Annotated in this window: 13 protein-coding genes; 5 read left to right on the top strand and 8 right to left on the bottom strand. The window is 37.1% G+C overall.

Annotated features, from left to right (window positions below; all coding sequences use genetic code 11):
• Positions 1-69 precede the first annotated feature (69 nt).
• Both LJY09_RS06000 and LJY09_RS05995 read right to left on the bottom strand, forming a co-directional pair.
• Positions 70-813, bottom strand: a complete 744-nt coding sequence (locus LJY09_RS06000) for a LytR/AlgR family response regulator transcription factor (RefSeq protein ID WP_028414187.1) — start codon at positions 811-813, stop codon at positions 70-72.
• A gap of 751 nt (positions 814-1,564) precedes the next feature.
• Positions 1,565-3,220: an alkaline phosphatase gene (locus tag LJY09_RS05995; RefSeq protein ID WP_155010296.1), complete on the bottom strand. Its 1,656-nt coding sequence runs from the start codon at positions 3,218-3,220 to the stop codon at positions 1,565-1,567.
• 202 nt (positions 3,221-3,422) lie between these two features.
• Between LJY09_RS05995 and LJY09_RS05990 the strand changes: the two genes are divergently transcribed.
• The 3 genes from LJY09_RS05990 to LJY09_RS05980 are packed head-to-tail and all read left to right on the top strand — an operon-like array spanning position 3,423 to position 7,180.
• A complete protein-coding gene (locus tag LJY09_RS05990; protein ID WP_028414189.1) occupies positions 3,423-4,943 on the top strand; it encodes a spore germination protein in 1,521 nt (506 codons plus the stop codon).
• Positions 4,944-4,957: 14 nt separating this feature from the next.
• Positions 4,958-6,043, top strand: a complete 1,086-nt coding sequence (locus LJY09_RS05985; RefSeq protein WP_028414190.1) for a Ger(x)C family spore germination protein — start codon at positions 4,958-4,960, stop codon at positions 6,041-6,043.
• 12 nt (positions 6,044-6,055) lie between these two features.
• Entirely contained in the window at positions 6,056-7,180 is a 1,125-nt protein-coding gene (locus LJY09_RS05980) for a GerAB/ArcD/ProY family transporter (RefSeq protein ID WP_228307610.1), read from the top strand.
• A gap of 25 nt (positions 7,181-7,205) precedes the next feature.
• On the opposite strand, the gene msrA is transcribed toward LJY09_RS05980, so the two are convergent.
• The 6 genes from msrA to LJY09_RS05950 form a co-directional block, all read right to left on the bottom strand.
• Positions 7,206-8,168 (bottom strand): peptide-methionine (S)-S-oxide reductase MsrA, encoded by a 963-nt coding sequence (gene msrA, locus LJY09_RS05975; RefSeq protein WP_028414192.1) that lies wholly within the window; start codon positions 8,166-8,168, stop codon positions 7,206-7,208.
• A 153-nt stretch (positions 8,169-8,321) separates the two neighbouring features.
• Positions 8,322-8,750, bottom strand: a complete 429-nt coding sequence (locus tag LJY09_RS05970; RefSeq protein WP_028414193.1) for a MarR family winged helix-turn-helix transcriptional regulator — start codon at positions 8,748-8,750, stop codon at positions 8,322-8,324.
• Positions 8,751-8,953: 203 nt separating this feature from the next.
• Positions 8,954-9,454 (bottom strand): MerR family transcriptional regulator, encoded by a 501-nt coding sequence (locus LJY09_RS05965; protein ID WP_025749472.1) that lies wholly within the window; start codon positions 9,452-9,454, stop codon positions 8,954-8,956.
• Between the two features lie 137 nt (positions 9,455-9,591).
• Positions 9,592-10,383, bottom strand: coding sequence for a phosphotransferase family protein (locus LJY09_RS05960; protein WP_228307609.1), 792 nt, complete (start codon positions 10,381-10,383; stop codon positions 9,592-9,594).
• A gap of 305 nt (positions 10,384-10,688) precedes the next feature.
• Positions 10,689-11,855, bottom strand: a complete 1,167-nt coding sequence (locus LJY09_RS05955; RefSeq protein WP_228307608.1) for an ABC transporter permease — start codon at positions 11,853-11,855, stop codon at positions 10,689-10,691.
• Between the two features lies 1 nt (position 11,856).
• On the bottom strand, positions 11,857-12,594 hold the full coding sequence (locus tag LJY09_RS05950) for an ABC transporter ATP-binding protein (RefSeq protein ID WP_028414196.1): 738 nt from the start codon (positions 12,592-12,594) through the stop codon (positions 11,857-11,859).
• Between the two features lie 175 nt (positions 12,595-12,769).
• Between LJY09_RS05950 and LJY09_RS05945 the strand changes: the two genes are divergently transcribed.
• Both LJY09_RS05945 and LJY09_RS05940 read left to right on the top strand, forming a co-directional pair.
• A complete protein-coding gene (locus LJY09_RS05945; protein WP_016763353.1) occupies positions 12,770-13,468 on the top strand; it encodes a LytR/AlgR family response regulator transcription factor in 699 nt (232 codons plus the stop codon).
• Between the two features lie 17 nt (positions 13,469-13,485).
• Entirely contained in the window at positions 13,486-14,436 is a 951-nt protein-coding gene (locus LJY09_RS05940; protein WP_034270359.1) for a sensor histidine kinase, read from the top strand.
• Positions 14,437-14,618: the final 182 nt, after the last annotated feature.

The following is a 14,618-nucleotide window of genomic DNA, read 5'->3' as shown; positions in this document are numbered from 1 at the left end:
GAAATAGACGAAACTTACATAAGCTTCGTCCTTTCATCAACATAACTATTTTAGAAGCAGCAGCATCTCTTAATTTGTCATTAACTGATGCAGCTGTTTTTGAACGTCTTGGATTTTTAATTTTGAGATATGAGCATATTCATCAATTTCTAAGAAATAAACAAGATATGTTTCGTTTTTTGGCGTGATGTGCGAAACTTTCTGCAAATTTACGATATAAGACCGATGTGTTTGACTGAATACAGAAGGGTTCAAATACATATAGATATCACTAATATTTTCATATGTCTCATAGACACGTGATTGAGTATAGATTAAGCATTTTTTTCCGGACTTTTCGATAAAAATAATTTGATCAATTGGAATGTAATAAGTAGATCCATTAAATTTTACAGGCAGTCTTTTTAATTGCTCACCTGGCTTTTTTGACTGATTTTTATCAATTCCAATGGAGTTTTTTGCCCGCTCTAGCGCCATATAAAGTCTGGTTTTTTCAATTGGTTTTACAATGTAATCCAGTGCCGACAACTCGAATGCCTTCACAGCAAATTCATCATAACCGGTGATAAAAATGAAGTTTAAATTCGGCTTAATGCGCAGGCACTTTTTTATGGCATCTACACCGTTAATCGTAGGCATATTAATGTCTACGAGCAAAAGGTCTGGACTCTTAGCCATCACTTCCTGTACAAGCTGCTCTCCGTCTTTGCAGATGCCAATCACTTCAAATTCCGGAAGCTGTTCTATAAAATAATCTAAAATTTCAACCGAATCTTCGTTATCATCGGCAATAATTAAGTTGATTTTGTTCATCCTGACTCCCCCTAGGATACAATGTTAAAGTATAGTACGAACTATTGCCCATTCTGTTTTATGCATGTCTACACATCTTTATAGTGTTTTTATGTTGAGATGAATGATCTACACGGACGCTAATCGTTAATGGAACGCACAACGATTGTTCATGGGGAATATTGCAATAATTGTAGGTTTTCTAGAAGAAGAAATAAAACCGTTTATCTATTATCATTTATTTTCCTAACAATGATTTAATACCCTTTTTATAATCTGCAAATCAGCATGCCACAATCTTTATTTAATATTTTTAATAAAGGCGACACGCTATTTTCAATCATTTTGTCTTCTCTTACTATTAAAACATGTTCTACGTTCTTCCACCCATACTTTTATTCATTTTTTTACTTTTTATTCAAGGTAATTACTTACATACAACCCTTAATAACCCTGTATTTGTAATTTCACTTGAAGAAATTTATGTATTTTTTATTCATTTTATTATAAAAATTCTAGCATATAACGTTATGAACTTACATATGTATTCCGAACTAGTTCCTTTTAGAACTATGATTATTATACCATTTCATAGTATAAATCACATATATTTAAAGGTGAAGACTTTCCATTCCTTTAAGAGTTCAAAGCTATTTATTTGTAAAATAAATCAATTCATTCCTCTCTAAAGGCTAATACATCTAATTATCCATCTATTATCTGTAAAAAAACAGGCCTAAAGTTATACTTCGGCCTGTTTTACATTCATTTCTTATTTTGCATTTTTTACAATTTGCTGTGCCTGTTTCGATACAAAGAAGCGACCCTTTTTATCCTGTACCACCACGCTGTCCATCTGCATCTCTTTTCCATTTACAATCGCAATATTTTTATTTACCGGAAAACGTACCGTTCGCTTATTGTTTGTAACAACGAGCACAGGGTTGTTTTTATCTTTTGAGTCCACCGCTACATTTGAGCCTTTAAACGCTTTATTTGCTTCAATAAATAATTCATTTGTTAACTCGTTTAAGTTAATATTCATTGACTTGGCCATATGTTTGGCAATATCCGTATTATCAAAGTGCCCCGTTGGTCGATTGACGCCGTATGAATACAGAAATACATCCTCACCCGTATGACCGCCCGTTGTGAATCCAAGGTTTGCTCGGTTGGCTAATAGCTTCGATAGTGTAGCACTGATTTCTTTTTTATCTCTTGCTTTAGTCAGCTGCGCTTTTTCCTCTGAAGTTAGGTTTGATAAACCATACAAAGCAGCTACTTCTTCTTTATTTGATAAATCTTCTTTTAAGTTAGACGTAGCACCTTCTAACGTCATTTTTGCTTTTTTTAATGGATCAATATAAGCAGAAACAGGTGTGGTATCATATCCTTTTGTTGTATTTGCATTACCGATTGAAAGACCGCTGTTTCCGTGATCAGCAATCGCAATAACCATCGTATTTCCATCTTTTTTAGCGAACTCTACTGCCTTGCCCACTGCTTCATCAAACGCTAATACATCGCTAATCATTCCTACTGGATCATTGGCATGAGCTGCCCAATCCGTTTTGCTCCCTTCAACAAATAAGAAAAAACCATCTTTATCTTTTGACAACGTCGTTATTGCTTTATTTGTCATCTCGGACAACTTTGGCTGTTCTGCTTTTGTCTGTGGGCGGTCCATATCATACGCCAAGTCTCGGTCAGCGAAGTTCCCCCAGATTTTTTTAGAGCGCGACTGCTCTAATTCTTTTTTGTTTTCTACAAAGTCATATCCTCTTTTATTCAATACATTGACTAAGTTTTCACCGTCTTTTCGGCTTTTTTCTTCTGCTCCTGGAAGAAGAGATTGCTTACCTCCTCCAAGTACTACATCGATGTTTTGATACACTTGCTGCTCCGCTAGCGTTTGAAAATCATCACGGCTGTAGTTGTGGGCTGAAAAACCAGCTGGTGTGGCGTGCTGGATTTCAGAAGTAGCCACAATTCCTGTCGCGCGCCCCGAAAGCTTTGCTCCTTCTAGAACGTTTGCTACGGGACGAAACTGATCTTCTTTTTCTACGGGTTTAACCCCAGGTGTATTCACTACTGAAGGGAGCACACCTACATAACCAGAATTTGATTTATTTCCTGTTGCTAAAGCAGTAGCTGCTGGAGCGGAATCTGTAATAGCAGATTCTGCCGAATACGCCCGTACTCCCCCGGCCATTAGCTGATCCATATGTAACGGTTTTCCTTTGTACCATCTTGCAAGTGTAGTAGCATTTGAGCTCGTCCCGTCCATTACCATCATAATGACATTTTGAGGTTTCTTAGCTGACTGATGCTCCACTTTTGCTTCCGTTTGAATAAGAGAGTTTCCTAAACCAAACGAGGCCAATGCTACTGCTCCTGCCAGTGTAATACCTGCTAATTTTTTCTTCATATAAATGTACCCGCTCCTTTATTTCATTATCTTCGACATGTCTAAAGTTACCATCCAAACGTAAATCTACTGTTTATCCACTGTAAAAGAGTGTAAAGTTTGTCTTTATATTCTTCCTTTCTTCTTGAGAAAAAATAGTCGAATAAAAAGGAAGTACATGAACAAACTACCAGTAATAGAAAGTCATGCGAGGGGCACGGTTATGTTTAAACATTTATTTAAAAAAAAGAATGCAGACGATCAGCCCAAAAAATCATTGGACGAACTGATTAAACAATTTAAAAAATCAAGTGATTTTACAACATTAGCTATTGGTTCGCAGCATCGAAAATACATCATTACTTATTTTAAGCAGCTCGTAAACATGCAAAGTGTTGAAGATAAAATACTTGAGCCTTTTCAAAAACTAGACTTCACGTTAAGCAGTGTATATGAAGTCGAAAACGTTCTGCCGATTGAAGATATTTCCGTTACAAAAGATACAAAAGAAATTTTAGAAAAGATGCTGCGCGGCTATGTGATGTTTCAATTGCATAAAGACGATAAGCTAGTAGCTCTTATTAAAGTTCAAAGCTTTGATACGGGCTTTCGAAAAGAAAATGAAACAGAAAATGAGTTCAGCGTCGTCGGGCCCAAAATTGGTTTTGTAGAGGATTTAGATGTCAATCTCTATTTAATGAGAAAAACGGTCATTTCCGAAAACCTTATTTTTAAAGAACTTACCGTAGGAAATAAATCGAAAACGCGCGTGGTGCTTGTTTATTTAGAAGGCGTAACGAACCCTCAGCACGTAGACACCCTGACCCAGCGCCTTAAAGATATAGATTTCGACGTCATTTTTGATAGTACAATGCTTGATCAATTAATTTCCGATAATTCTTCTACGGCGTTTCCGCTTTTTTTAACAACAGAGCGGATCGATCGAGTCTTGTTTAGTCTGTTAAACGGGCAAGCTGCCTTCTTTTCAAGCGGTTCACCCTACGCAGTTACGGGACCGTCAACGCTGCTTGACTTCTTTATTTCACCTGAGGACTACTATTTACCGTGGGTTCTAGGGTCATTTTTCCGAGTTATTCGTATTTTAGGCGTCTTTTTCTCTATTTTTGCTACGCCTCTTTATGTAGCGATTGTTACGTATCATTATGAAATGCTTCCAAAAGATCTGCTGGGTCCTATTATTTTTTCAAGGACAAACGTTCCTTTTCCACCCGTCATCGAAGTACTTTTTTTAGAAATCACCATTGAGCTGCTTCGCGAGGCCGGAGCCAGACTTCCAACAAAAGTAGGTCAAACGCTGGGAATCGTAGGCGGGATTGTTATTGGGCAAGCAACAGTAGAAGCTGCATTAACAAGCAATATTTTACTTATTATTGTTTCACTGACAGCTTTAGCCTCTTTTACAACGCCTATTTTTAAAATGTCTAATACCATCCGGTTATTACGGTTTCCGTTTATTTTGTTTGCTACTGCGTTTGGTTTAGTCGGCATCACCTTTGGCTTTTGCTTCTTGCTGGTTCACTTGCTTCGTTTAAAGTCTTTAGGCATGCCTTATCTTGTTCCGCTTTTTCCGTTTCGTCCAACAGAGTACAGAGATACCTTTTTGCGCTTGCCGTATAGTCATACAGCCAAGCGGCCAAGCTACTTGCGTCCTTTAGAACGCTTTCGCTATAACCCTAATAAAGCGAATAAGACTAAACGAAAAAGTAATTTAGATAATGAGTAAAGCGGGGAAACGTCATGAAGAGAATACTTATTTTATGCACTTGCCTTACTTTCTTAACGAGCTGTGCAGACCGTGAAACAATTGACGAAATTCAAGTAGTTAACTCCATCGGATATGATTATATTCCTCAAAGCAATAAAGTCAGAGGAACTATTTTATACCCTATTTATAAGTACGGGCCAACGGAAGAACCTAGTATTATTGCGGCTACTGCTAATTCATCATTTGATATTCCACTCCGCTTAAACAATAAATCATCTCTTCCAGTTGCTTTTGGGCAGCTGAGGAGCATCGTCATGGGAAAAAAATTTGCAACACATGGCGTGGATGAATTAGTAAATACAATTGCTAGGAATCCAGACCTTGGACGTAATATTAAATTAAGCATTGCAGATGGCAACGCACATGAATTATTGAGCTCCGTTACCAAAAAGAAAATTAAGGACTATCAGTTTATTTCTAATTTAATCGAACAAAATATCCGCACAGAAAATTTGCCTAACACTAATTTACAAATTTTTTTATTTAGTTTTTTTAGCGACGACCGTGACCCTTATCTTCCTGTTTTAGCCCAAGAAAAAGATGCTATTAAATTAAAGGGACTGGCGCTTTTCAAAAAACAAAAAGTCGTTACAACCATCGGAATGAAAGAAACGTTTTTATTTAAACTGCTAACAAGCGGAACAAAGCACGGCCGCTACTCAGTAAAAATTAAAGAGAGTGACCGCAAAGGCGAAATTATACTGCAAAACTTGCGCACCAAAACAAAGTATGAAATTAAAGGAAATCATCAGCATCCAAGTATTGTTGCGCACTTAACTATCGATGGACTTGTAAAAGAGTTTCCTGGATGGATAGATTTAACAGACCCGGCTAATATTAAAATGGTTGAAAAAACGCTTCAAAAAGATATTGAAAAAGATGGGGATACCTTTATTAAGAAGCTTCAGCGGCACAAAATCGACCCTATTTGTTTTACAGATTATGTTCGAAGTAAAACGCGAGGGTTTAACAGTGAAAAATTCAAAGCGCAATATCCGGATATGAATATTGAAGTAAAAGCTCGCGTTCACCTTATTCAAACCGGTATTAGCAACTAGGAGGAAGAAAAGATGCACAATACAATCAAAGAAGAAAATCAAGTTTCCCCTTCTTTTCTTTTTTTCTTAGTCCACTCTACTCAGATTGGTGTTGGGATCCTAGGATTTCAACGTTATATTATTAAAGGAGCTGGATATGAAGCTTGGATATCCATCTTTCTTGCTGCAATCAGCGTCTGTATTTTATTAGCGATGATTTTTAATATCTTAACCCGCGAAAACAGCGATATTGTCGATATTCACCGGTTATACTTTGGGAAATACCTTGGAGGAGCTTTAACTCTTGCGGCATCGGCTTATTATTTTATTTTTGCGTTAACCATTTACCGGACGTACGTAGAAATTTTACAAATATGGATGTTTCCACAGCTGGAAACATGGATTGTATCACTTGTTTACTTACCTATTATTTACTATACAGTCTCCGGTGGGTTTCGTGTGATTACTGGAATTGCTTTTTTTGGGGTTATGCTTCCCTTGCCGCTCATATTTGCATTGATTTATCCATTAAAATATGGACACCTTAATAATTTATTTCCTTTGTTTGACCACACGATATGGGAATTTTTAATTTCAACTAAAATGATGACTTTTGAGAATTTGGGATTTGAATCTGTGCTTTTTTTCTATCCTTTTATAAAAAATGGCGCTACTAGCCAAAAATGGGGTCAACTTGGAATTTTGTTCAGTGCTTTTTTATACTTGTGCACAGCAGTAGTGTCATTTGCCTACTTTAGTCAAGGACAGTTAATGCATACGATCTGGCCAACTTTAACGATGGCTAAAATTATTGAAATCCCCTTTTTACAGCGTTTTGAATATATTTTAATTTCTCTGTGGCTTTTAGTCGTTCTTCCTACTATTGCTGTCAGCGTATGGTGTACAATTCGTGGATTTAGTAAAACATTTAATAAACCGCCTACGATTTTTCTCATATTAGTTCTTATTGCCCTTCTTGGTTTTTCTATTTTCTTTGATGATCGAGAAACGATCGATCAGCTTAATACACGATTATCCATGACCGGCTTTTACTTTATTTATGGCTACATTCCTTTCCTTTTTCTCTATAGCCTCATTCGAGCCAAAATAAAACAAAAGAAAGCACAAAAAGAAGAGCGTGAGCCAACTTTAAGTTGAATCACGCTCTTTTTTTCATATTATTTTATTTGTTAAATAAAACAGCGTATTCCCCGTATCCTTCTTTTTCTAAATCTTCCTTCGGAACAAATCGAAGAGCTGCTGAGTTGATGCAGTAACGCAAGCCGCCTGCATCTTGCGGACCATCATCAAATAAATGACCTAAATGAGAGTTAGCCGTTTTGCTTCGTACTTCTGTACGAACCATATTATGACTAACGTCCATGTTTTCTTTTACTTCATCTTTATTAATCGCTTTTGTGAAAGACGGCCATCCGCATCCGGCATCATATTTATCAGTTGAACTAAACAACGGCTCTCCTGACACGATATCTACATAAATACCATCTTCTGTATGATCCCAAAATTCATTGCGAAACGGAGGTTCCGTTGCGTCATTTTGAGTAACTTCATATTGAATAGGCGTTAATGTCGTTTTCAGCTGCTCGTCGCGGCCAAAGTCTTTCCAGTTTTCTTTAATAAAACGATCACGTCCAGATCCTCGTCGATACATAGCATAGCGGAATTTATTTTTCTTATAATAACCTTGATGGTATTCTTCCGCTTCGTAAAACGGTTTTGCCGGTAGAATTTGTGTAGCAATCGGCTCAGAAAAACGACCGCTTGCTTCTAATTGCTGCTTCGATTCTTCGGCTAGTTCCTTTTGGTGTTCGTTGTGGTAAAAGATAGCTGTTCGATACGAGTCGCCTCGATCCGCAAATTGTCCGCCTGCATCCGTTGGATCAATTTGAGGCCAGTATAGTTCTAAAAGCTTTTCATATGGAAAAACTTCTGGGTCAAATGTAATTTGGACCGCTTCATAGTGGCCCGTTGTTTCTGAGCATACTTCTTTGTACGTCGGGTTCTCTTTGTGACCGCCTGTATAGCCAGATACAACTTTTATAATGCCTGGCTGTTCATCAAAGGGCTTCACCATACACCAAAAACAGCCGCCGGCAAAAGTTGCTACTTCATATTGTTCTGTCAAAAAGATGACCTCCTTCATGTGTTCTTTCTATTATTATACGCTGATTTGATATTCTCACCAACTAACTTGCTTCTTGTACTCTTTCCGTTTTAAGACAAAAAAATAATCAGTGAAGCTCATCTTCACTGATTATTCTTCCGCATTTAAAGCGCTTTATTTTTGATCACCTTTAATTTTGTGAAACAGTTTATTCATCGTTTCAATTTCTTTATCTGTAAAGTGCTCAAACCGCTCAAGGAAATACGCTCGTTTTTTTTCTTGAATCACATTAAAAATATCTTGCCCTTCTTTGGTCAGTTCAATATCAATAATACGTCGATCATTTTCAGACCGTTTGCGTGCAATGTAGCCTTTTGACAAAAGCAAGTCGGTTACCGCCGTAATGTGGCTTGCTGACACTTGAAGATACTTAGATAAATCAGTTGATCGCTGCCTGCCGGAATCAACCAGCATACGAAGCACCATAAATTCATTTGTTGATAGCTCTGAATTGTATACTTCATTAATTTCTTGGCGAAGCTGTCTGAACACAAAGCGAAACAGCGTCTCCATTTCTTGAACGAGCTCTTCTCTTTTTTTCACTTGTCACTCTCCTTAACGCTATCGCATGATAACGAATATGTATTTACGAAAGTATTTCACTTTCTTAACTTAATTAGTTTTATCAAATTACTAAGCGTTTCGTCAACTATTATTGAGATTTTTTTCCACAAATCTGTACGAATTGATGTATTTTTCATAAAATTCCATAAAAAAAAGCGATTTACCGTTATGGTAAATCGCTGCTAATAGCTAAAAATACCGGTTAAAAAGCTTCTCCATCTCGGAACAGGCTTTTTACCTTTTAAGCTGTCTTCACTTTTTAACTGACTTTCAAGTTCTACTACTCGATTTTCTAATTTTGTAATAACTTTATTTAATCGATCGATTTCTGAACGATGCTCTAAAATTTGAAAGGTCACTACTTCTCCCGCTTTTTCTTCTGTACGCTTTTCATTTTCAATCAGTCTTAAAAAAAGCTGATCAAGCTGCTTTTGCATATCTTGTGCACGTTCATCAGATATAACGACTTCCTCTTTTTCTACTACTTTTTCTACCACTTTGACGACGGCTTGACGATTGCGGTTTTTTTGAAAGTTTTTAAGTGCCTCAACATTTTCTTCTGTAAACTCACAGTGTCCCGATTCATTTCTCTCTAGCTCGATATCCGCCATTTTGACCCACTTTAATACCGTACTTGGATGTATTCCCAGTGACTTTGCCACATCTACCGTTTTCATCGTCATGTTCCATCCCTCCATTTTTTTCATTTACTAGCCATTTCGAGAGAAATTTTTAAATCCCTTCATACGTGACAAAACTAGTATGAATTCGTCAAAGAAAGTGGACGTTCAACAAATGAAGAAAATGATGTCATTATTCCTTAAAAAAACTCGTACAAACCTTCTGCAAAGTAACAAAATTCGCTCTGTGAAATCCCCTTGCCGTATCCCTTAAAAAAAGACGCGCGCTCTTTACCTGTAAAGATTCCGTCTTCAAAACGAACAGCCAGCGCCATATCATAACGAGCGTCTCCTAAAGTTCCTCCGCTCCAGTCAATAACAGCTGTTATCTGACCGTCGTGTACAAGTACATTATCAATCGTGTAGTCTCCGTGAATAAGTACCTCTTGTTTGCATATCATGTTTTGCTTCTGCAGTTGTTTTAGCAGCCGTTGATTTCCGTCTACCTCATAGTGGGTTAAATTGTACTCTGCCTCTTGCAGCATGCGGTGGATCCACGGCTGCTTACTCACTAATCGTTCTGGACACTCAGCATTGTGAATACGAGCAAGAAGACGCCCCATTTCATAGACAACGTGCTCACGCTTTTTTTCATTATCTTCCTTCTCTAAATACTCTCTTACCGTCTTTCCTTCAAAAAATTCTAGCAGCATCCAGCTCTCCTCTGCTGTTTGAACAAACTTGTAAGCGCTCGGGCTTTGAAAGTCCGCCAGTGCCTGTATATTTTTTAATACATAATATTCCTTATATAACCATTTTCTGTACTTTTCCCTTTTTGCCCGTTTTAAAACATATCTCCCTTTAGCGGTATGAAGAATACCGACATCCGATGTACACCCTTGCTTCGGAAACGTCACTTTTTCGATTTGCTTTACATACTTTTTTATCGAATGAGGAATTTCTTCTACTATAATAGGATGCAATTGTTCCACTCCCCTTTCTTTCTACATTCTCTTTTTGTTGCTCTTTCCCTACAAAAAAGTTGAGACATAACGAAATCACTTCAATTTAATACAAACAAATGGGGTGAATGAGCTATTATGAAGCGCTTGTGACACCGCTGTTGATTTCCGTGCAAGACTTCGCTTTCCCCGCAGCAGTCTCCGTCTTTCCCTCCAATCAACAGCTAGAAGCAACTAACTGCATACTTGAAACCTACGTTCACCATTCCAATAAAAAAATCCGAACGATTACTCGTTCGGACCTTCCTTCAACTAAACTACTTTTGCCCAGTCTCTTACCCTTTACCAAGCACCCAGCGGCTTTTCGTAAACATCGTATAACCAACCGCAGATAAAACAACCGTACAAACCGATAAGCTTCCTATTGTATAGACGAGACTCTGCATGTCGTAGACACCGTAGAGAAGCTGTTTCATAAGTGCAAATACGTTATAAATAGGAATTAAAAATCCGCTTGGTTGCAGTTCATGTACGGATTTTCCCATCAGTAAAAAGTATGGAAGTATCGCTACCATCACAATTTGAGATGTATAGCTCTGCGCTTCTTTAACCGAACTTGCTAAAAGGCTAAGAATACATAATACCATAGCTCCTAGAAGTGCTAGCAGGGTAAGGGTGACTAAAAACGAGAAGATAAAGGTTGTAACATGACCGTTGAGCTGCAATGCATTATTTAATACGGTTGTTAAATAACGTACAGACAAAACAAATGTAAATGTGGACAAAAGACCGCTCAATATACCAAATGTAGAGATAGTAAGCCATTTCCCAACCAGTAATTGCGTTCGTTTTACAGGAGACATCAATAAAGCTTCCATTGTTTTCCGTTCTTTTTCACCTGCAAAAATATCATTTGCTGAAGGAAGAATCCCCCCAAAAACGCCCATAATGATAATCATTGGCGCAAACATTGCAATCATTGTTAAAGAGCCGTCATCTTCTTTAGACACTCCTTTTTCAACCACATTAAACGGAGCTATCGTTTGACTATTCACATTTAGTTGGTCTAAGCGTTCGCTAACTATAGCTTCTCGATGTTTATTCAGTATATTTTGTATATACTCTGCGGTAGCACCTGAGTTCATGCTCGCTGAATCCGTATAAACAGTAACTTCTGGCGATTTCATCTTACGCACTTCTGAAGAAAAATCGTCTGGTAGCTTTAACGCCGCTAACGCTTTCCCTTGTTCTACAGCACTGAGTGGATTTCTGCTTTCAATTACTTTAATATTGTCATCGTTTTTTAACCAGTCGATCACACTGGCATCAGAATCTTTTGTAACAGCTACAGACATGGAATCTGTTTGATCACTAGCCATCATTTTGTCTGCAAAAAAGATAATCCCTACATTTAATAAAATCGGAATCAACACGCTAAAGATAATCGTTTTGCGATCTCGCAAACAATCTATTAACTCTTTTTTATAAATATGCCAAATCATATTAAGCCCCCCTCACGATACGCGACATAAAGATGTAGTTTAAGTCTGTACTTTCCTCTTCTTTATACAGCTGTTCATTTGTTCCTTGATAAATCATTTTTCCTTTATGAATCATAATGATAGATTGACACAGCATCTCCACTTCTTCCATAATGTGACTGGAAAAAACAATCGTTTTTCCTTCTCTTTGCAGACTTTTAATAAGCTCGCGAAACATGTTTGCTGATGTAATGTCTAATCCTGTAGTCGGTTCATCAAATAGGATAACGTCCGGGTTATGAAGAATAGTGCGTGCAATGGCTACTTTTTGACGCATTCCTTTTGAAAAGCCTCCGACGCGACGGTCCAAGTAGTCTTTCATTCCAAAACGTTTGGCCAGTTCCTCAATCCTTATCTTTGTTTCATGTTTGCTCATTCCATAAAACTTAGCAAAATAAGATAAGTTTTCACGCGCAGTCAAACGGTCATATAAACCTGTTTCACCGCCAAAAAGCACGCCGATTTTTTTCTTTATTTTATCAGGCTGTTTATGAATGTTTATTCCGTGAATGAACATATTACCTTCCGATGGTTCAAGTACAGTCGACAGCATACGTAAAAGAGTTGTTTTCCCCGCTCCATTTTCCCCTAATAGTCCTACAATTTCTCCTTGTGCGATGGTTACATGAATATCTTGAACAGCTGTAATTGTTTGCTTTTTCTCTTTAAAATATTTCGTCACACCTTTGATTTCAATCATATCCGCTCTCCCCTTTTACTGTGATTGACTCTATCTTAGCTTATTTTTTATACAGCATCTTCCATCTTGTCATAAAGAGGGTTTTTTATGTCGCGAAACGTCCTTTCTATCTTGTAAATCATGGTAAAATAGTGTGGTAATATCCAATAGAATAAAACAAAGAGGGTTTTTATTTATGAAGGTAGGATTAGTGGATGATCATTCATATGATTTAGAAAAATTGAGGATTTCTTTAGAAAGAGAAGATGATATAGACATACTTTTTTCGACTAGCAGCGCGGAGGAAGCTTATAACGAAATTAAAAAAAATGAAATTGATTTATTAATTACAGATATTGAAATGCCAAAGCTATCAGGTTATGAGCTTGCAGACTTTATCAATGCTTACGCACTTGATATTCAAGTCATCTTTGTCACTGGGCACAGCGGCTTTGCCGTTCATGCATTTGAACTCAACGTTTTGGACTACATTATGAAGCCTTATTCTAAAGAGCGTCTGTTAAAAGGCATTCAGCGTTTTCATCAAAAAAAACAATCAACTGATACAAGAGATAAGCTTATTTTAAAACAAAAAACCGAAATGCAAGTGCTGAACAAACAAGATATTATATTTGCAGAGCGAACGGGTCGCTCTACCACCATCATAACGACAAATGGAGAATTTAGTACCTATCAATCATTAAACGAAATTGAAAAAGAATTAACAGCGAGTCATTTTCTAAGGTCGCATCGAGCTTTTATTATCAACATTTCCTATATTCAAAATTTCTCCCTGTATACTAAGCACTCCTACTCCGTGATGTTTCAAAGCACCGAAAAAACAGCTTTAATCACGAAAACAAATTTAGACATCTTGCAAAAAGAGTACTTTTAAAGGAGGGACTATCTAAAATGAAACTATTTTACACACTAGTTTTACTAACTGTTTTCGTGCTCCTCTTTTTTAAAGACCTGCCTGTTAGTTTACATCTCCTACTTAGTTCTTTTATAATTGGTTCATTTTTTATATGGAGAAAGAAATATCAAACGGCTCCTTCACTAACGATAAAAAAAGCAATCGTACTGACGTCTTTTTTTCTGCTTTTATTTAGCCTATCTTCACCTCTTAGTATTGGCCTTACCGTTATCACAATGATTGGTTACATGACCGACATGTTTTCGTCTTATCAACAATACATATTCGTAGCTAACCGGGAAAGCAGTGCTTCACGTGAAATTCAAAAAAACAATGAGCTTTTTCAAGCGTTAAGAGCTGAAAGACATGATTTTATTAAACATGTCAGCGCCGTATCCTATCTTCTAGAAACAAACCAAAGACAGCAGGCACAAGAGTATATTCAAGATTACGTTGAAGCTTTGAATGATACCCATTCATATATTCAAGGTGAACATTCGCACGTTGCTTCTGTTGTACATCAAAGCAAGAATCAAGCACATACGTGGGGAATACATATGAATGTTCAATTAGATTCACCGTTATCACAGCTGCCTTTAAAGCACCTTGACCAAATGAATCTCATCATGAATTTACTGCATAATGCTTTAGAAGCCGCTCATTCTTCTGAGAAAAAAGAGATAACCGTTTCGAGTATGATTCGAAGTGGCATTTACATTTTAGAAGTCAGCAATTCTACCGCTCCTTTATCACGAGAGCGTCAAGATCACTTGTTTACTTCTTTTCATGTGACAGAAAAGAAAGAACGCCACGAAGGCCTTGGCACGTGGATCATTTCTGAACTTGTTTCCAACTACCACGGACGCTTGGAATATACGTATCACGATTTAACTCTTTCCATTAAAATAAAATTTCCAATAGTCGTTTCATCAAAACAAGCAACATAGCCGCTATAGCCTAAGCGGCTTTTTTTCGTATGAGCCTCTTCTATACGCACACACTATAAAAAGCACCGAAAAAAAGAAATATTTCACACTTGTTTTAGCTCTTTTATCGTCACTTTTTTAGTTTTTGATTTTTTATATGCAAATCTATTGCATTTCAAGTAAAAAACGAATATTATATATCA

The sequence above is a fragment of the Priestia sp. J2 genome, from assembly GCF_020790095.1.
GTDB lineage: Bacteria > Bacillota > Bacilli > Bacillales > Bacillaceae_H > Priestia > Priestia zanthoxyli.
This window is presented reverse-complemented; position numbering and strand designations above follow the sequence as displayed.